The organism is Massilia sp. GCM10023247 (assembly GCF_042653325.1).
Taxonomy (GTDB): Bacteria; Pseudomonadota; Gammaproteobacteria; order Burkholderiales; family Burkholderiaceae_D; genus Telluria.
Map to the genome: position 1 here is coordinate 327,861 of NZ_JBHSIB010000011.1, position 19,910 is coordinate 347,770.

Annotated in this window: 14 protein-coding genes; 6 read left to right on the plus strand and 8 right to left on the minus strand. The window is 68.1% G+C overall.

Annotation, left to right across the window (positions count from 1 at the left end; genetic code table 11):
• The first annotated feature begins 63 nt into the window (after positions 1-63).
• From ACFPAH_RS11855 to ACFPAH_RS11865, 3 genes are all read left to right on the plus strand, one after another.
• The gene (locus tag ACFPAH_RS11855) at positions 64-2,247 is read left to right on the plus strand and encodes a peptidase domain-containing ABC transporter (protein WP_379745135.1); all 2,184 of its coding nucleotides are present in this window, start codon (positions 64-66) and stop codon (positions 2,245-2,247) included.
• 64 nt (positions 2,248-2,311) lie between these two features.
• Positions 2,312-9,730, plus strand: a complete 7,419-nt coding sequence (locus tag ACFPAH_RS11860) for a VCBS domain-containing protein (RefSeq protein ID WP_379745138.1) — start codon at positions 2,312-2,314, stop codon at positions 9,728-9,730.
• A gap of 114 nt (positions 9,731-9,844) precedes the next feature.
• Positions 9,845-11,200, plus strand: coding sequence for an HlyD family type I secretion periplasmic adaptor subunit (locus ACFPAH_RS11865; protein WP_379745141.1), 1,356 nt, complete (start codon positions 9,845-9,847; stop codon positions 11,198-11,200).
• 75 nt (positions 11,201-11,275) lie between these two features.
• Here ACFPAH_RS11865 and ACFPAH_RS11870 read toward each other — a convergent pair whose 3' ends face one another.
• From ACFPAH_RS11870 to trxC, 3 genes are all read right to left on the minus strand, one after another.
• The gene (locus ACFPAH_RS11870) at positions 11,276-12,235 is read right to left on the minus strand and encodes a chemotaxis protein (protein WP_379745144.1); all 960 of its coding nucleotides are present in this window, start codon (positions 12,233-12,235) and stop codon (positions 11,276-11,278) included.
• 80 nt (positions 12,236-12,315) lie between these two features.
• Positions 12,316-12,678: a DUF4870 family protein gene (locus tag ACFPAH_RS11875; RefSeq protein ID WP_379745147.1), complete on the minus strand. Its 363-nt coding sequence runs from the start codon at positions 12,676-12,678 to the stop codon at positions 12,316-12,318.
• A gap of 89 nt (positions 12,679-12,767) precedes the next feature.
• Entirely contained in the window at positions 12,768-13,202 is a 435-nt protein-coding gene (trxC, locus tag ACFPAH_RS11880; protein WP_379745150.1) for a thioredoxin TrxC, read from the minus strand.
• Positions 13,203-13,337: 135 nt separating this feature from the next.
• On the opposite strand from trxC, the gene ACFPAH_RS11885 reads away from it, so the two are divergent.
• The 3 genes from ACFPAH_RS11885 to ACFPAH_RS11895 are packed head-to-tail and all read left to right on the plus strand — an operon-like array spanning position 13,338 to position 15,304.
• A complete protein-coding gene (locus ACFPAH_RS11885; protein WP_379745153.1) occupies positions 13,338-14,099 on the plus strand; it encodes a DUF72 domain-containing protein in 762 nt (253 codons plus the stop codon).
• 10 nt (positions 14,100-14,109) lie between these two features.
• The gene (locus ACFPAH_RS11890; RefSeq protein WP_379745156.1) at positions 14,110-14,889 is read left to right on the plus strand and encodes a Mut7-C RNAse domain-containing protein; all 780 of its coding nucleotides are present in this window, start codon (positions 14,110-14,112) and stop codon (positions 14,887-14,889) included.
• A gap of 34 nt (positions 14,890-14,923) precedes the next feature.
• A complete protein-coding gene (locus ACFPAH_RS11895) occupies positions 14,924-15,304 on the plus strand; it encodes a hypothetical protein (RefSeq protein WP_379745994.1) in 381 nt (126 codons plus the stop codon).
• A gap of 127 nt (positions 15,305-15,431) precedes the next feature.
• On the opposite strand, the gene ACFPAH_RS11900 is transcribed toward ACFPAH_RS11895, so the two are convergent.
• The 5 genes from ACFPAH_RS11900 to serB form a co-directional block, all read right to left on the minus strand.
• A complete protein-coding gene (locus ACFPAH_RS11900) occupies positions 15,432-15,752 on the minus strand; it encodes a hypothetical protein (RefSeq protein ID WP_379745159.1) in 321 nt (106 codons plus the stop codon).
• A 26-nt stretch (positions 15,753-15,778) separates the two neighbouring features.
• Entirely contained in the window at positions 15,779-16,693 is a 915-nt protein-coding gene (locus ACFPAH_RS11905; protein WP_379745162.1) for an EamA family transporter, read from the minus strand.
• Positions 16,694-17,053: 360 nt separating this feature from the next.
• Positions 17,054-17,470, minus strand: a complete 417-nt coding sequence (locus ACFPAH_RS11910; protein ID WP_379745165.1) for a hypothetical protein — start codon at positions 17,468-17,470, stop codon at positions 17,054-17,056.
• A 75-nt stretch (positions 17,471-17,545) separates the two neighbouring features.
• On the minus strand, positions 17,546-18,844 hold the full coding sequence (locus tag ACFPAH_RS11915) for an SGNH/GDSL hydrolase family protein (protein WP_379745168.1): 1,299 nt from the start codon (positions 18,842-18,844) through the stop codon (positions 17,546-17,548).
• 211 nt (positions 18,845-19,055) lie between these two features.
• Entirely contained in the window at positions 19,056-19,907 is an 852-nt protein-coding gene (serB, locus tag ACFPAH_RS11920) for a phosphoserine phosphatase SerB (RefSeq protein WP_379745171.1), read from the minus strand.
• Positions 19,908-19,910: the final 3 nt, after the last annotated feature.

Here is a 19,910-nt window from a genome sequence, read left to right on the forward strand (position 1 = left end):
TGGCAAGACTGGTGACGAATAACTAACACCGGCGCAGCTCCAACACTACGGGAAAAACGGTTTATGTCGCTTACCGACACTGTTCGGCGTGAAGACGTCTTATGGGCTCTTGGGAGCCTGTGCGGCCTGTATCGTATTCCCTTCGACGGCGCCCTGGTCGCCCAGCAGTTTCCACCCCCGTACACCCTCGGCAGCTTCCACGAGATGGCACGCGCGCTCGGCATCAAGAGCGGCAGTTGCGCGCTCGACGGCGTCGACTGGCAGCAGCTGCCGCTGCCGGCCGTCGCCTTCCTCGCTCCCACCGACGAAGCTGGGCAGGCGGCCGCCGTGCTGGTGCTCAAGACCGACGGCACGCTCCTGAGTTTCTTCCGCGCCGGCTCCAGCGAGCCCGAGACCATCGCAGTCGACGACGCGGCCCTGCGCTTTGCCCCGAGCATCCTCCTGTTTGCCAAGGAAGCCACGGTCGGCGCCGGCGGCGAGGACGAGGACATCGCCGGCTTCACGCAGGAGAAAAAGGCCTTCGGCTTCCGCTGGTTCGTGCCCGAGCTCCTCAAGCACAAGAGCATCTGGCGCGACGTGCTGCTCGCTTCGCTGGCGATCCAGCTGGTCGGCCTGGCCACGCCCCTGTTCACCCAGGCCATCATCGACAAGGTGATCGTCCACCAGACCCGGAACACGCTGCTCGTGCTCGGCGTCGGCCTGCTGATGTTCATGGTGTTTACCTCATGCATGACCTGGCTGCGCCAATACCTGGTGCTGCATACCGGTAACCGCATCGACGCGGTGCTGGGGAGCGAAGTGTTCCGCCACATGCTGCGCCTGCCGCTGCCGTATTTCGAGCAGCGCCCGACCGGTACCCTGGTGGCGCGCCTGCAGGGCGTCGAGACCATCCGCGAATTCATTTCCGGCGCCGCCGTCACCCTGATCCTGGACCTGCCTTTCCTGCTGATCTTCCTGGCCGTGATGTTCAGCTACAGCTGGCAGCTGTCGCTGATCGCGGTGGGCCTGCTGGGCGTCATCGCGCTGATGAGCCTGGCGGTGACGCCGCTGTTCCGCGAGCGCCTCAACAAGCAGTTCATGCTGGGCGCGCGCAACCAGGCTTTCCTGACCGAATACCTGGCAGGCATGGGCACGGTGAAATCGCTGCAGATGGAGCCGGACGTCGACCGCAAGTACGGCGACCTGCTGGCCCAGTACCTGGCCGCGGGCTTTTCGACCAAACAGGTGGGCAACACCTACAACGTGGCCGCCAACGCGGTCGAGCAGGTGATGACGCTGGCGATCCTGCTGGTCGGCGCCATGCTGGTGATGGGCAACGACGGCTTCACGGTCGGCATGCTGGTCGCCTTCCAGATGTTTGCCTCGCGCATGAGCCAGCCGATGCTACGCCTGACCGGCCTGTGGCAGGAATTCCAGCAGGCGAACATCGCCGTCAAGCGCCTGGGCGACATGATGGACATGCCGGCCGAACCGTATGCGCTGACGCCCAGCCGCGAAGCCAAGGGGCAAGGCGCGCTCGACCTGGTCAACGTCTCTTTCCGCTATTCCGAGCACCATCCCTGGCTGTACCGCAACCTGAACCTGGCCTTCAAGCCGGGCCGCCTGAGCGTCCTGATGGGCCCGTCCGGCTGCGGCAAGAGCACGCTCGCCAAGCTGCTGCTCGGCTTCTACCAGCCCGGCGATGGCCAGGTCCAGCTCGACGGCCGCGACATCCGTTTCATGGCCGCCAACGAATTGCGCCAGGCCTTCGGCGTCGTGCCCCAGGAAACCGTGCTGTTTTCCGGCACCATCTACGACAACCTGGTCATGGCTTACCCGCACGCCAGCTTCGAGGAGGTGATCGCCGCCTGCAAGGCTGCCGAAATCCACGAAACCATCGACAAGCTGCCGCAGGGCTACCAGACCGAGATCGGCGAGCGCGGTACCGGCCTGTCCGGCGGCCAGCGCCAGCGCCTGGCGATCGCCCGCGCCTTGCTGCGCAAACCGGCCATCCTGGTCTTCGACGAAGCCGTCTCGAACCTCGACCAGCAGACGGCCGAACAATTCGCCCGCACCGTGAACGGGCTCAAGGGCAAGGTCACGATGGTCTTCATCACCCACCAGATCCCGCGCGGCCTGCAGGTCGACGAGGTCTTCAGCTTCGACAAGTCCGCGCAGGCATCGACGCATGCAGCGGCGCGGGCACGTACCCAGGCCGCACCGATGATGCAGGTGGTGCCCCCTTCCAACCCGGCCCCGGCCGCCTGAACCATCCTGAACGCCATCTGATCGCAGTTCCCCAGCCGCTACCCCGCTAACAAGAGGAAAAATAATGACAACTGTAAACTCGTCCGTGACCACCACCCTGCCATCGAACGTCGACGACCTGGTCCTGACCGGCAGCGCCGACATCAACGGCACCGGCAATGCGCTGAACAATACGATCACGGGCAACGCGGGTGCGAACATACTGGACGGCCGCACGGGCGCCGATACGCTGATCGGCGGGGCCGGCAACGACACCTATGTGGTCGACAATGCGGGAGACCGGGTGGTCGAAATGGCGGGCGAGGGCACCGATACCGTCCAGGCGAGCGTCAGCTACACCCTGGCCGACAACGTCGAGAACTTGACGCTGACCGGAAGCGGCCACATCAGCGGCACCGGCAATGCGCTCGACAATGTCATCGTCGGCAACAGCGGCTTCAACGTCTTGAGCGGCCTCGACGGTAACGACACCCTGATCGGCGGCAACGGCGCCGACACCCTCGACGGCGGTGCCGGCGACGACGACATGCAGGGCGGCGCGGGCGACGACACCTACGTGGTCGACTCCAGCGGCGACCGCGTGACCGAGGCAGCCGGCGCCGGGAACGACACGGTGCGCTCGAGCATCGACTACACGCTCGGCGACAACCTGGAGAACCTGGTGCTGGTCGGGACGGCCGACCTGAACGGGAACGGCAACCAGCTCGACAACGTCATCACCGGCAATGCCGGCGCCAACACGCTCGCCGGCGGCGCCGGCAACGACACCCTCAATGGCGGACTTGGCGCGGACCGCATGGAAGGCGGCCTGGGCGACGACATCTATGTCGTCGACGACCTGGGCGACCGCGTGATCGAAGCGGCAGGCGAGGGCACCGACACCGTCCAGTCCAGCATCACGACCACCCTCAGCGAGCACGTCGAAAACCTCACCCTGGCCGGGGTGGCCGCCATCGACGGCACCGGCAATGCACTCGACAACGTGATCCAGGGCAACGCCGGCGCCAACCGGTTGTTCGGCGGCGCCGGCAACGACACCCTCGACGGCGGCGCCGGCGCCGATGTCCTCCAGGGCGACAGTGGCGACGACACCTATATCGTCGACAACGTCCTCGATACCGTGGTCGAACGCGAAGGCGAGGGCACCGACAAGGTGATCGCGGGCGTCAATTACACCTTGGCCGCCAACGTGGAAAACCTGACCCTGAGCGGCGGCTCGAGCATCGGCGGCGCGGGCAACGAACTCGACAACGTTATTACCGGCAACAATGGCCACAACCTGTTGAGCGGCCTGGACGGCGACGACGTGTTGATCGGCAACGGCGGCAACGATACGCTGGACGGCGGCAGCGGCGCCGACCTGATGCAGGGCGGCGTCGGCGACGACACCTATGTGGTCGAGCAGGATGGCGACGTGGTGGTGGAGGCGGTCGGTGCCGGCAACGACACGGTACGCTCGAGCATCGACTACACGCTGGTCGACAACGTCGAGAACCTGGTGCTGACCGGGACGGACGACCTGAAGGGCACCGGCAACGCGCTCAACAATCTCATGACCGGCAACGCCGGCAACAATACGTTCAGCGCCGGGGGCGGCAACGATACGGTCAATGCGGGCGACGGCAATGACCTCGTCTTCGGCGGCGACGGCAACGATACGCTGGGCGGCGACGCCGGCGACGACATCCTGTTCGGCGAGGCCGGCAACGACGTCCTCAACGGCGGGCTCGGCGCCGACCGCATGGAAGGCGGCGCCGGCGACGACGTCTACTTCCTCGACAATGAGGGCGACCTGGTGGTCGAGGCCGCGAATGCCGGCACCGACCTGGTCAATGCGAGCATCAGTTATACCCTGACCGACCATGTCGAGAACCTGACCCTGACGGGCAGCGCCGATATCGACGGCACCGGGAACGAGCTGGCCAACGTCATCAACGGCAACCTCGGCGCCAACGTGCTCGACGGCCGGGGCGGCAACGACACGATCAACGGCAACCTCGGCGCCGACCGGCTGATCGGCGGCGAGGGCGACGATACCCTCAACGGCGATGCCGGCAACGACTACCTGCAGGGCGACAGCGGCAATGACCTGCTCAACGGCGGCATCGGACTCGACGTCATGCTGGGCGGTACCGGCAACGATACCTATGTCGTCGACAATGCGGGCGACCTGGTCATCGAAAACGCGGGCGAGGGCATCGACCTGGTGCAAGCGGGCGTCGACTACACGCTGACCAGCGATGTCGAGAACCTGACCCTGGTCGGCGCGACCGCGCGCGGCACCGGCAACGAACTCGATAACCTCATCACCGGCAACTACGCGGCCAATGTCCTGTACGGCATGGCGGGCGACGACACCCTGGCGGGCCTGGGCGGCAACGATACCCTCGACGGTGGCCTCGGCGCCGACCTGATGCAGGGCGGCACCGGCGACGATACCTATATCGTCGACAACGCGGGCGACCGCGTCGAGGAGCTGGCCGGCCAAGGCATCGACACGGTGCGCTCGGAAATCGACTATGCCTTGACCGCCAACGTCGAGAACCTGACCCTGCTCGGCAGCGACAACCTGGTCGGCCACGGCAACGCGCTCAACAACATCATCATCGGCAACAGCGGCGACAACACCACGTATGCCGGCGACGGCGCCGACACCGTCCATGCGGGCGCAGGCAAGGACCTCGTGTATGGCGGCAACGGCAACGACGTGCTCAATGGCGAAGCGGGCGACGATACGCTGTTCGGCGATGCCGGCAACGACACCATCAACGGCGGCCTGGGCGCGGACACGATGGCGGGCGGCGCGGGCGACGACAACTTCGTCGTCGACGACGAAGGCGACCTGGTCATCGAGCTGGCCGGCGAAGGCACCGACCTGGTCAACTCGAGCATCACCTACACCCTGACCGACCATGTCGAGAACCTGACGCTGACCGGCAGCGCCGACATCGACGGCACCGGTAACGAGCTGGCCAACATCATCAACGGCAACACGGGCGCCAACGTCCTCGACGGACGCGGCGGCAACGACACGATCAACGGCAACCTCGGCGCAGACCTGCTGATCGGCGGCGACGGCGACGACATCCTCAACGGCGATGGCGGCGACGACCGCCTGCAGGGCGACGCCGGCAACGACCTGCTCAACGGCGGCACGGGCGCCGACAGCATGCTCGGAGGCAGCGGCGACGACACCTATGTCGTCGACAACGCGGGCGACCAGGTGCTGGAAGCGGCCGGCGAAGGCCTCGACACCGTCCAGTCCTCGATCACCACCACGCTCGCCGCCAACGTCGAGAACCTGGTGCTGACGGGCAGCGCCGCCACGAACGGCAGCGGCAACGAACTCGACAACGTCATCACCGGCAACAATGCCAACAACGTGCTCAGCGGCGAGGACGGCGACGACACCCTGGTCGGCAATGGCGGCGACGACGTCCTCGACGGCGGCAGCGGCGCCGACACCATGCTGGGCGGCATCGGCAACGATACCTATGTGGTCGACCATGCGCGGGACGTCGTGGTCGAGGCCGCGGGCGCCGGCACCGACACCGTGCGCGCCTCGCTCGACTACACCCTGGGCGCCAACGTCGAGAACCTGGTCCTGACCGGCAGCGCGCACCTGGCCGGCACCGGCAACGCGCTCAACAACACGATTACCGGCAATGCCGGCAACAACCTGATCGACGGCGGCGCGGGCGTCGATACGATGATCGGCGGCGCCGGCGACGACACCTATATCGTCGACGCCAGCGGCGACGCCATCGTGGAAGCGGCCGGCGCCGGCCACGATACCGCCTGGGCCAGCGCCAGCTACACGCTGGCGGCAAACGTCGAGGACCTGGTGCTGACCGGCGCCGCCGCTATCAGCGGCACCGGCAACGCCCAGGACAACACCATCACCGGCAACGGCGGCGACAACCTGCTCTCCGGCATGGCGGGCAACGACTTGCTGATCGGCGGCGCCGGCAACGACACCCTCGACGGCGGCAGCGGGGCCGACACCATGTTGGGCGGCACCGGCAACGACAGCTACCGGGTCGACGAGGCCGGCGACGTCGTCGTCGAGCACAGCGGCGAGGGCAACGACACCGTCGTCTCCAGCATCGACTACACGCTCGGCGCCCACCTCGAGAACCTGACCCTGGCCGGCAATGCCGTCACCGGCACCGGCAACGAACTCGACAACATCATCACCGGCAACGGCGGCAACAACCTCCTGAGCGGCGCGGGCGGCAACGATACCCTGATCGGCGGCGCCGGCGACGATACCTACCTGGTCGATGCGGGCGATACGATCGTCGAGGCCGCCGCCGGCGGCAACGATACCGTGCACGCAGCGCACAGCTATACGCTCGGCGCCAACCTGGAAAACCTGGTCCTGCTCGGCGACGCCGACCTGGCCGGCAGCGGCAACGCGCTGAACAACACGATCCGCGGCAACGCCGGCGCCAACCTGCTCGACGGCGGCCTCGGCGCCGATACGCTGCTGGGCGGCGCGGGCGACGACACCTATATCGTCGACAACGCCGGCGACCTGGTGGTCGAGGCAGCGGGCGAGGGCGTCGATACGGTGCTCTCGAGCGCGCACCATGTGCTGGCGGCGAACGTCGAGCACCTGGTCCTGACCGGCAGCGCCAACCTGAACGGCACCGGCAATGCCGGCGCCAACAGCATCACCGGCAACGGCGGCGCCAACACCCTCGACGGCGGCGCCGGCGACGACGTCCTGCTTGGCGGGGCCGGCAACGACACGCTGCTCGGCGGCGACGGCAACGACCTGCTCGACGGCGGCCTCGATGCCGACCTGATGCAGGGCGGCGGCGGCGACGATACCTATCTGGTCGACCACGCCGGCGACACCGTCGTCGAAGCAGCCGGCGGCGGCACCGATACCGTGCTGGCCGGCGTCAGCCACGTGCTGGCGGCGAACGTGGAGCACCTGGTCCTGACCGGCAGCGCCAACCTGGCGGGCACCGGCAATGCGCTCGACAACGTCCTCACGGGCAACGACGGCGACAACCAGCTGTCCGGCATGGACGGCAACGACGTGCTCATTGGCGGCGCCGGCAACGACCTGCTGCTGGGCGGCGCGGGCGACGACACCTACCTGTTCGGCATCGGCGACGGCGCCGACCGCATCGTCGACGCGCAAGGCAAGGGCACCCTCAAGCTGCGCGACGGCCTGACCCAGGCCGACCTGCTCGCCGAGCAGTCGGACAGCGACCTGGTGCTGACGATCGCCGCCACCGGCGACAGCGTGGTGCTGGTCGACTGGCTCGCGCACAGCGAAGGGGTGACCGAAATCGTCTTCGGGGACGGCAGCACGCTCGACCGCGGCGGCATGGCGGCCTTGCTCAATGCCGCGCCGGTCGCGGCCGACGACGGGTTCGCGGTCTTCGAGGACGGCGGCGTAGTAACCGTGCCGGTCACCCGGCTGCTGGCCAACGACACCGATCCGGACGCGGGCGACGTGCTGACCGTGATCGCCGTCGGCGAGTCCGGCATCGGCGCCAGCGTCGGCCTCGACGGCAACGGCCAGCTCAGCTACGACATCGGCGACCGCTTCCAGGAACTGGCGCAGGGCGAGGTCGTCAACGACAGCTTCACCTATACCATCACCGACGAGATGGGCGAGACCTCGACCGCGGTCGTGAACGTGCAGATCATCGGCACCAACGACGCGGCCGTGGCGCTCGCCGATACGGCCGAAGTCGCCGAGGACGGCCTCACCGCGGTGAGCGGCAACGTGCTCGCCAACGACAGCGACATCGATCGCGGCACCGTGCTGCAGGTAGCGGCGCCGGGCAGCTATGCCGGCGCCTACGGCACCCTCGTCATCGCCGCGGACGGCAGCTATACCTACAGCCTGGACAACGCCGCGGCGCAGGTGCAGGGACTGAACGCCGGCGAAGTCGTGACCGACAGCTTCGTCTACGTCGCCACCGACGGCATCGAAGGCGTCGCCTCGACCCTGGAGGTCACGATCACCGGCAGCAACGACGCCCCGGTCGTCAGCGCCGACACGGCGCAGGTGAGCGAAGACGGCCTGCTCGCCGCCAGCGGCAACGTGGTGGCGAACGACCGCGACCTCGATACCGGCACCGAACTGGCAGTCGCCGCGCCGGGCGTATACGCCGGCACCTACGGCAGCCTGACCCTGGCCGCCGACGGCAGCTACACCTATCGCCTGGACAACGGCGCGGCCGGCGTGCAGGCGCTGGCGGCGGGCCAGTCGGTGGTCGACAGCTTCAGCTATGCGGCAACCGACGGCCGGGCAGCGGTGCAGTCGACCCTGGACATCACGATCACCGGCAGCAACGACGTCCCGGTCCTGGCGGCCGACACGGCGCAGGTGGAGGAAGACGCGGCGCCTGTGGCGAGCGGCAACCTGCTGGATAACGACAGCGACCTCGATGCCGGCACCAGCTTGAGCGTCTCCGCCGGCACCAGCCAGGGCCGCTACGGCAGCCTGGCGCTGGAGGCCGACGGCAGCTATGTGTATGAACTCGATTCGGCCGCCGTGCAGTCGATGGGCCGCGATGCGCGCGCCGTGGAGCGCTTTACCTACGGCGTCACCGACGGCATCGCCTCCGCCAGTTCGACGCTCGAGATCGATGTGGCCGGCACCAACGACGCGCCGATCGTGGTGGCGCCGCTGGCCGACCGCCAGCTCACCTTCAACAAGGCCTTCTCGTTCGCGCTGCCGGCCGACAGTTTCAAGGACATCGACCAGGGCGACACGCTGACCTATGCGGCGACCCTGGCCGACGGCACCGAACTGCCGTCCTGGCTGAAGTTCGACGCGGCCAGCGGCACCTTCTCCGGCACCACGCCGAAGCAGGTCGGCGCGATCGAGGTGCGTGTCACGGCGACGGACCAGGTCGGTGCCACGGGGAGCACCGCCGGCAGCCTGTCGGTCTCGGACGTGTTCACGCTGTCGGTCAGCCACGGCAACGAAGGCGTCGGCAACGGCGAGGATGCCGCTCCGGGCGGCCACGACGGTAACCAGAACGACGGACCGGGCACCGCGCCGGGCAACCCGGGCGCGAAGGGCGGCAAGCGATTCGGCCTGGAGGTCGGCATCAGCGCCTCGAACGGGACGGCCGCCATTGCCGTGACCGCGACAGCCGAATCGAGCCGCCTGCCCGCGTCGCTGGGCTTGCCGACCCTGCTGAGCGCCAGCAAGATGGTCGAGTTCAGCCTGCCGGCCAGCAGCATCGGCAACACGACCTCGGCGCAGAGCTTCGGCGCCTGGCTGAAGGTGGACCTGGCGGTATCGCAAGCGCTGGCCGAGAAGAAGTCGCTGACCTGGCTCGACGAGCGCAGCGGCGCCGATACCGGCGTGCTGGCCAAGGCCACCGCCGGCTTCCTCGGTTCGACCACCGCCTTCGGCGGCGCCGGCCTGTCGCTGGCGGGCAGCGCGGGCGTCGAGCTGAAGGGCTTCGAAGGCCTGGGCAAGGGTACCAAGGCGCTCAAGTAATTCAAGTGGGCTGGCGGTCCAGCCGTTAATGACGGGTGGCGGGCCTGGAACCGGGAATATCCGTTCCAGGCCGCCGCGATGACCGTCTTCCGATCAACTCATCGACCATCCATCGTGAAAAAAACCACGACCAAAGCGGCCTCGGGCGCACTCGACTTTTCGCCGCCCCTGCTGCGCCTGCAGCAGTCGGCCCCGAACCCGCTCGGCCGCAAGGTCGTGTGGTTCCTGCTGGTGCTGCTGGTGCTGTTCGCGGCCTGGGCGGTCGTCGGCAAGCTCGACATCGTCGCGGTCGCGCAGGGCAAGCTGGTTCCGCAGAGCTATGTGAAGATCGTGCAGCCGGCGGAATCGGGCATCGTCAAGGAGATCCTGGTCAAGGAGGGCGACACCGTGCGCGCCGGGCAGGTGCTGATGCGCATGGACACGCTGATCACCGACGCCGATGCGAATTCGATCCAGGCCGACCTGCAGGGCAAGCGCCTGGCGCTGCGCCGGGTCGACGCCGAGCTGGCCGACGCCCCGTTCCGGCTGCAGGCGGGCGACCCGCCGCACCTGGCGGCCGCCGCCCAGTCGCAGTACCGGGCCAACCGCGCCGCCTTCCAGGCTGCCCTCGCCGAAGAACGCAGCCGCCTGGCCAAGGCGCGCCAGGACCTGGCGGCCGCCCTCGAAATCCAGCGCAAGTTCCGCGCCGTCCTGCCGCACTACCGCGAACAGGAAAAGGCTTTCGAGAAGCTCGGCAAGGATGGTTTCGCCGGCGGCGTGCTGGTCAGCGACAAGCGGCGCGAGCGCATCGAGAAGGAGCAGGAGCTGGCGACCCAGGGCCACATGATCGAGTCGGCCAGGGCCGGCGTGCAGCAGTCGGAAATGAAGCTGGTCCAGATCGATTCCGACTACCGCCGCCAGCTGCACGTCGAGCGCGGCGAGGCCCAGCGCGCATTCGACCAGCTGTCGCAGGAACTGGCGAAGCAGACCCACCGCAAGGAGCTGCTCGAACTGAAGGCGACCCAGGACAGCGTGGTCAAGGAGCTGGCCACCCACTCGAGCGGCACCGTGGTGCAGCCGGGGACGGTGCTGCTCACCCTGGTGCCGCTCGACGAGACGCTGCGCGCCGAGGTCTGGCTCACCAACGACGACATCGGCTTCGTGAAGCAGGGCCAGCGCGTGCGCCTGAAGTTCGCGGCCTTCCCGTTCCAGAAATACGGCATGCTCGAGGGCACGGTCGAACACATCGGCGCCGATTCGGTGGAGAAGGAACAGCAGGGCAGCCAGGACCAGCCGGGCGCGGCGCCGGCCGCCACTTTTAAAGCCCTGGTGGCGCTCAAGGGCGCTTCGCTCGAAGCGGACGGCACCCGCTTTCCGCTGAGTGCAGGCATGCAGGCCAATGCCGAGATCCTGCTCGGCACCCGCACCGTGCTCGAATACCTGCTTTCGCCGGTGCAGAAGGCCTGGCACGAGGCGGCGCGCGAACGCTGATCCGGCAGGGCGCGGCAACGAAAAACGGGAGCGTTCGACGCTCCCGTTTTGTCGCATGCCCCGGGTACCGTGCGCTTACTGGTTCAATACCCGGCGCAGCGCGCCCGACAGGTCTTCCACCGAAAACTTGGCGACATACGCATCGGCGCCGATGTTCTTGACGTGTTCCTCGTTGGTCGTGCCCGACAGCGAGGAGTGGATCACCACCGGCAGCTTGGCCAGGCGCGCACTCTTCTTGATGTTGCGGGTCAGCGTAAAGCCGTCCATTTCCGGCATCTCGAGGTCGGTCAGCACCAGGGCGACCTTGTCGTAGACGGTCTTGCCTTCGCTTTCGGCGGCGTTCGCGATCGTGCCCAGCTGCTCCCAGGCTTCCTTGCCGCTCTTGGTCATGACGAAGGGCAGGCCCATCGCTTCCAGGCCCTGCTCGATAAGGGCGCGCGCCACCACCGAGTCGTCCGCCGCCAGGACGATGGACCCCGGCTTGATCTGGATCTTCGCGCCCACGCTCTGCGGGTTGATGCCGGGCGCGGGTTCGGGGTGCATGTTGCGCAGGATGGTTTCGACGTCGAGCACCTGGGCCAGGCGGCCCGGCTCGCCGTTCTCGCCGTCGAGGCGGGCGATGCTGGTGACCATGCCGCTGCCGGCGCTGCTCTCGGCCGACATCACCTGGCTCCAGTCGAGGCGCACGATTTCTTCGACGCTCTCGACCGCGAAGGCCTGGGTAGTGCGCGCGAATTCGGTGACCAGCATGATGTTGAGCCCGGTCTTGGGCTTGACGCCGGCGATCGCCGGCAGGTCCAGCACCTGGATGATCTGGCCGCGCAGGTTCACCACGCCGAGCACGTGCGCAGGCGAGCCGGCCACCGCGGTGATCGCCGGCATTGCCACGATCTCGCGGATCTTGAACACGTTGATGCCGAACAGCTCGCTATGATTGCCGTTGTCGTCGCCGCCGAGGCGAAACAGCAGCAATTCGAATTTGTTGGTGCCCGCCAGTGAGCTGCGCTCGTCGACTTCCTGTTGAACCGATTTCATTTTTCGCCCTGATGAGTGGAGGCTAGTGCCGTCAGGAAAGTATTCTAGCTGCGAAAAAGCGGAAATACGTCAACTGGACATCAAACTGGCATGGGTTTGTTGCTGTTCAGGTCCAAAAAACCACGAATTAGACGATAGGCCTTCCACACCCACGCGACGGCCCAGATCAGCCAGGCGAAGGGGATGCCGATAATCGTGGCGAAGACGACACCGCCGACCACCATCCACAGGAAGTAAAACCAGAACGAACGGATCATCCAGCTGTGGTGGCTGTAGACCAGGGTGCCGGCGGTATCCGGGCGCTTGATGTAGTTGACGATCAGCGGCAGGAAGGACAGCATCCCCAGCGAGAAGAAGAAGGTGCAAGCGTGGACCAGGTAAAGGATCCGCGCCAGCTGCTTGGCGTCTTCGGTTCCGCGGTCAAGAACGAGTTGCTGCGACATAGTGGCTCCTTGCGGGACGACCCCGCTTGCCCGGATTGTAACAGCCATCCGTGGCGATTTCGCCAACTTTGCCAAACGCGCGCAGACTCCTAGAGCTTGGACTGCACCCAGGCGACGATGTTGCCCGCGTCCATGGCGCCCGGCTGGCGCGCGATTTCGCGCCCGCCCTTGAACAGGGCCAGGGTCGGGATGCTGCGGATGGCAAAGCGCGCCGCCAGGTCCTGGGCGCGTTCCGTGTCCACCTTCAGCAGGCGCACCCGCGGCTCGAGCCGGCCCGCGGCCTGGGCATAGGCGGGCGCCATCATCTTGCATGGGCCGCACCACTCGGCCCAGAAATCGACCAGCACGGGAATATCGTTGCGCGCGATATGGCGCGCGAAGCGCTCGGACGAGACGTCGAGCGGGCGGCCGGCGAACAAGGGCTGCGCGCACTTGCCGCAGACCGGGTTGTCGGCGAGGCGCGCCTGGTCGAGCCGGTTGACGGCGTCGCAGGCGGGACAAACGATGTGGATCGGGTCGCTCACGGCGGGCTCCTCCTCTGTTGGCACAAGTCTATTTTAAGCGCCGGGCCGGATAGCCGCCATCCCGCACGGCTCAAGCATGCGACGCAAGGGGGGCGGCGAGCGTACAATCTTGTCGAATAACCTACCCGGATCCCGATGAAAAAAACGATCGACCATTGCCCGCATCTGATCGGTTGTGCCGGCTGGAACATCCCGAAGGAAGCAGCCGCAGCCTTCCCGGAGGCAGGCAGCCATCTCGAGCGCTATGCCGCGGTGTTCCCCATGGTGGAAATCAACTCCTCGTTCTACAAGCCGCACCGCCCGCAAACCTATGCGCGCTGGGCCGAAAGCGTGCCGCGCGACTTCCGTTTCGCCGTCAAGGTGCCGCGCGCCATCACGCACGATGCCCAACTGCGCGACATCGACGACTTGCTGGCGCGCTTTGCCGGCGAGGTCGGCGAGCTGCGCGACAAGCTCGGCTGCCTGCTGGTGCAGCTGCCGCCGAAGTTCGGCTTCCACGACGAGACGGCGCGCGACTTCTTCCTGCGCCTGCAGGACCGCTTCGGCTGCATGATCGCCTGCGAGGGGCGTCACCCCAGCTGGTTCAGCGACACCGCTACCGAACTGCTGCGCGAGCGCGGCGTCACCCGCGTGATCGCCGACCCGGCCGCCGGCCAGGCCGGGCCGCACGTGCCGACCACGGACGACGTCTACATGCGCCTGCACGGGGCGCCGCGCATCTATTACTCGTCCTATTCGCCCGCTTTCCTCGCGGCGCTGGTACGCGAGCTGGAGGAACACCGGGCCGCCGGCCGCAAGGTCTGGTGCATCTTCGATAATACGGCTGCGGGCGAGGCCGTGCCGAACGCCCTCGAGGTGCTGCGCGCATGCCGCGGCGAAGCGCCGATCCGGGAGTGATACACAAGCCATGGTCACGGCGACCTTCCGCTTTCATGGTGAACTGAACGCCTTCCTGCCGCGCGCGCGGCGAGCGGGCGAGTTCGCGCTGCCTTGCGCGCGCGCCGCGACCACCAAGCACATGATCGAGGCGCTGGGCGTGCCGCACACCGAGGTCGCGCGGGTGCTGGTGAACGGCGAGCCGGCCGGGCTGGACCGGATGCTGGCGGACGGCGACCGGGTCGCCGTCTACCCGACATGCGACCCCTTCGAGCCGTCTCCATCGGCACAAGCGCCGCAGGCCCCGCGCTTCGTCGCCGACGCCCACCTCGGCGGCCTGGCGCGGCTGCTGCGCATGGCCGGTTTCGACACCCTCTACGACAATGCCTATGCCGACGAGGCGATCGCCGCGATCGCCGCCGCCGACGCGCGCGTGCTGCTCACGCGCGACCGCGAACTGCTCAAGCGGCGCACGGTCGAACACGGCTGCTACCTGCATGCGATCCGGCCGGAGGCCCAGTTGCGCGAACTGTACCGGCGGCTCGGCCTGGCGCCGCTGGCCCGGCCCTTCAGCCTGTGCCTGCACTGCAACCTGCCGCTGCGCCCAAGCCCGAAGTCGGAGGTGCTCGCGCGCCTGCCCGAATCGGTGCGCCTCCAGCACGACGAGTTCACCACCTGCGACCGCTGCGGCCGCGTCTACTGGAAAGGCACGCACCACCGGCGCATGGCGGCGATGCTGGAAGGCGTGGCGCCGGCAGGGGCGCCGGCTGCGGTAGAATCGACGGCGCCTCCCCAACCTGATGGCTGCTAGCGTGAGCGAGACCGTCCCGAACCTGCCGTTTCCGATGCGCGCCGAGTGCCCGCCCGGCGCCTGCGTCTGCGAGCGCGAGCGCCTGCTGGCCACGCTTGGGGGCGACTTGCGCCCGCTCGCCATCGACCGCAAGCAGGAGCAGAACCTGATCGCGCGCATCGAGCGCGTCGACAGCTACGAGGACCTGCGCCACGTGCAGGCCCTGATCCGCAAAAACATCGGCGCCGAGCTGCGCATCGAGCCCGGGCCGAACGAGGTGCGCAGCATGCGCGGCATCCTCATCGTGCTCGAGGAAAAGCCGGGCCTGTGCAAGAAGCTGCGCCAGTCGGTGCCGGCGGCCGTGCGCAGGCGCCTGCAGGAACGGCCCGAGATTGCCTGGGCCATCCTGGACGCGCACGACCTGTTCGGCGCGTAGAGCGCCTGACAAAACCTCCATGGCTGCGTTGCAGCGTCTCGCCGTACAGGCGTACTGTCTTCGACGCCGCGCCTTGCCCTGGAGGTGTTGTCAGGCGCTAGAGCGTAGGCGCTCCATGGATTGGCGCTCAGATCTTGACGATGTACTTCAGGATGATGCCGACCAGCAGCGCCGCGGCCATGGCCAGCGACAGCGCGCCGTGCAGCACGTCCGAGCCGACCGACACCTCGCGCGTCATTTCGTCCTTGCTGATCTTGGCGACCCGGGTCAGCACCACCGGGCGCAGCAGGCCCTGGACGCCCAGCAGGATCAGCCCGATGCCGCACAGGGTTTCGCCGATCAGGCCGCGCTGCATGCCGCTCCACAGGCCCAGGCCGCCGAGGCCGACGCCGAACAGGAACCAGAAAGCCCGGGAACCGGGATACCGCGAAAATTTTGTCGTGTCCATGGCGTAAGCAAGCGTAAAACTGGGCATTATAGCGGCGCGGCCCGGCGCAGCCGCGGTCCGAACAGCACCAGCGCGAGCGACAGCACGACGAGGAAGGTGCCGGCCCATTGCCAGGGCGTGACGACTTCGCCCAGGCCGAGCATGCCGGCGGCGATGCCGACCGTGGGCACCGCCAGGCCGAACGGCGACACGCGGTTGGCCGGATGGCGTTTGAGCAGGCTGGTCCACAGCGCGTAGCCGAGGATCGTGGCGAACCAGCCGAGATAGGCCGTCGAGGCCCAGGCGGTGCTTGATACGGCCTGCCAGTCGAGGCGCGCGGCGGGGCCGTCGAAGGCCAGCGACAACAGGGCGAAGGGCAGGATCGGCACCATGCTGCTCCAGACCATGAAGGGCAGCACGTCGAACTGCGGCGCTTCGCGCCGCGCGATGCGCACCACGATGTTGGAGGTCGCCCACATCGCTGCCGAGGCCACGTTGAGCAGGAAGCCGGCCAGCGTCACCCCGGACGCCCCGGCCTGGAAGATGTCGGTGCAGAAGCAGGCCAGGCCGAGTGCCGCGATCGCCATCGCCGCCAGCAGGCTGCGCCCGACCTTTTCGCCGAGCACCAGGCTGCCGAACCAGGCGGTGAAAAATACCTGCATCTGCAGCACCACCGGCGCCAGCGAAGCCGACATCCCCGCGCGCAAGGCCAGGAACAGCAGGCCGAACTGGCCGACGCCCTGGAACAGGCCGTAGAGCAGCACCCAGCGCGCCGCAATGGCGGGCGGGCGCACGAACAGCAGCAGCGGCAGCAGCGCGAACAGGTAGCGGCCGGCGCCCAACTGGAAGGGCGTCAGCTCGCGCAGGGCCAGTTTCATGGCGACGAAATTGGTGCCCCAGACCAGGATCACGCACAGGGCCGCCGCGTAGTCGCGTCCCGAGAAGGAGGCGGAGTCGCTCATGCGTGCGCGGCCTGCGCGGCCGAAGGACGAGCGCAGGGCAGCGTGCAGCAGGGCAGCGTAGTACAGGGCAGTGGCGGCGGGTCGTCGAATGGGCTCATGTTCGCGAGGGCGCGGCGCCCTCATCAAGGTGGTCCAGGTGCTGGCGCCGCTGGAACAGGCCGGTTTCGGCGCCTGTGCCCATCGACAAGTCATTCTATGTTGGTAGTTGGATAAGGGCAACCGCTCGTTGCGCCGCCTTGCCCCGCGCCGGCTGCGCCGGGCAGCGCCCGCAGCCGGACGCAGGCGCGAAAAAAAGGGCCGCACAAGCGTGCGGCCCTCCTTCCAGAACGTTCTTGCCGGCAGCGCCTGCCGTACCCGCGCTCAACGGCGGCGGTAATGGCCCCGGTGGTGGTGGCCGCCCCAGCTGCGGCCGAAGCTGAAGCCGAGCCCGATCGATACCGGCGGATACCAGTAGGGATCCTGGACGATCACCGGCGGATAGCCGTACACGGGCTGCGGCGCATAAACGGGTTGCGCGCCATACACGGGCTGCGAGCCATACACGGGCGCGCCCGGCGGCGCCGGATTGAGAACGACGTTCGAGCTGGTGATGACGCCGGCGTCGCCGGCACGCGCGCCGGTGCCGAGCGGCACCGGCGTTACCGACACCACCTGCCACTCGCCCGGGTCGCCCGACTGGGCGTAGCCGCGGGTGCCGTAATTGGCGGGGCCGGGCCCGGGAGCAGCGCAGCCCGCGAGCACGGCCACGCCGGCGATGGCGAATACGAGTTTTTTCATGACGGTCCTCCTGATGTCGCCATGATAGTGTTCTTGTATCCATTTTGGCGTGGAATTACAGCTTGTTACACACGCTCAGCCGGACAGCGTTTCCCCGGTCGTGCTGTTGGCGACGAAGGGCGCCAGCGGGACCGCGTTGGCGATCGCCTGGTAGCCGGCATCGTTCGGATGCAGGTGGTCGCCGCTGTCATATGCCGGCAGGATGCGGCCCGGATTGGCCGGGTCGCGCAGCGTGGTTTCGACGTCGACCAGGCCATCGAATTCGCTGCTGGCGCGCAGCCAGTTGTTGGCCGAGCGCCGCACCGCCTCGCGCGCGGCCGTGTAGTAGACAAAGCCTTCGAAGGGCGGCAGCGTGGCCCCGATCACGCCGATGTCGCGCGCGCGCGCCCGCGCGATGAGCTGGCGCCAGCCTGCGATCAGCTCGGCCACCGGGATCGGGTTCGATCCGGAGCTGTAGCAGATGTCGTTGATGCCGATCAGGGCGATCAGGTAGCGCACGCCGGCCGTGGCCAGCACGTCGCGGTCGAAGCGCTCGAGTGTGTCGCGGCCGGCGAGCAGGGCGGTCGGATAATCGTTGAGGAGCAAGTTGGCGCTGATGCCGCGGTTGACGACGCCGATGCGCCCGGCCGCGCCCAGCGCCGATTGCAGGCGCCGCGCCAGGTAGTCGGGCCAGCGGCGGTTGGCATTGGTGGTGCTGCGGGCGCCGTCGGTGATCGAGTCGCCGAGCGCGACGATGGCGGGGACGGGCGCGGCGATGTCGATCTCGGTAAGAAAGGGCCAGGAGGATATGGTGCGCGCCACCGGCAGCGAGAGCGTCGAGGTGTAGTCGCCGGCGCTGGAGAGATAGTTGGTCTGGAAGGCGGCGTCGTGGATGGTGGTGGCCTGCACCGAGCCGGGAAGGTAGAGGCTGACGGCCAGGTCGGCCTGCGCCGGCACCGCCAGGTCGACCGGGTCCGACAGCAGCGGGGCGCCGGCCGGAACCGTCATCGCCTCCAGCCCGCCGAAGGTCAGCGGCCGCGGCGTGGCGATCGAGGCCCCGCTGGTGCGCAGGCCGATGCTGGCGCGGCCGATGCGCAGCGGCGTGCTGCCCATTTCGTTGGAGATGCGCACCCGCACCCGGCTGCCGCCGATGCTGGCGCGTGCCACCAGGCGCAGGGTCTGTCCGGAAAAGCTCTGCACGTTGTTCGAGGGCGGCGGCCCGGCCGGCGCCGTGCCCCAGGTGGCGCACCAGCGTTCGGACGGGCTGGCCTGGGCGCGCGCGGGCAGCGAGGGCAGGGCCAGGGCCGCGCCGATGGCCGGGCCGGCCACGAGGAACTGGCGCCGGGTCGCGCCGGCAAGGCGCCGCTCGGCAAACTGGGCAGTGACCTGTTTCATGAAGGGCTCCTGGCAGGTTGGACTGGTCGCACATGCGTGCGCGTCCAGTCCAATCTAAAACGGCGGCAGGGGCGACTCAAGGGACGCGCGACAGGAGCTTTGCGCCAGCGCAGGAATGGATGAGATTTGTACTGCGGTTGAGCAATTTATTGCTTGAAAAAAGCACGCGTGGAGTCGGGAGCGGTTCGCCGCCCGCGCCACCCTACGTAATTCAGGAGGCCAGCACCGCCAGCACCCCGTCCAGCCCGCTGAAATTGAGCGCCACGTCCGCCTGCGCCCGCACCACCGGCTTGGCGCGAAACGCCACCGACAGGCCGGCCACGCCCATCATTTTGAGGTCGTTGGCGCCGTCACCCATGACGATCGCCCGCTCGGTGCCGACCCCCAGTTCGGCGCACACGCGCTGCACGGTGCGCATCTTTTCCTCGGCGTCGACGATGCCGCCGATCACGCGCCCGGTGAGCCGCCCGTCCTCGACCTCGAGCAGGTTGGCGTGCGTGTAGTCGAGCGCCAGGCGGCGCTTGAGGCGGTCGGTGAAGAAGGTGAAGCCGCCCGACACCAGCAGCGTCTTGAGGCCGGCCGCCTGCACCGCGGCGAGCATCTCCACCGCGCCCGGCGACAGCCGCAGGCGCTCCTCGTAGACGCGCTCCAGGGCCGCCGCTTCCAGTCCGGCCAGCAGGGCGACGCGGCGCGTCAGGCTGGCCGCGAAATCGAGTTCGCCGCGCATCGCCGCCTCGGTGATCTCGGACACCTCGGCCTTCAGGCCCTGCATGTCGGCGATCTCGTCGATACATTCGATGGTGATCAGGGTCGAGTCCATGTCCATCGCCACCAGGGCGAAGTCCGACAGGCTGCGGCCGGGCGCGACGAAGGTCGCATCGGCCTGGGCGGCCAGCGCCGCCGCCTGCACCGCCTCGATCACTTCAAGCGTATGCATCACGTCCTCGGCGCGCAAGGCCTGGTCGCCCAGGAAGACCATGCGGGCGGGGCGGGCCAGGGCGGCCACGGCTTCGAGTGCCGCCGGCGCGGCGGTCGGGCTTTGTACTACCAGGTTCATCGTCATCGT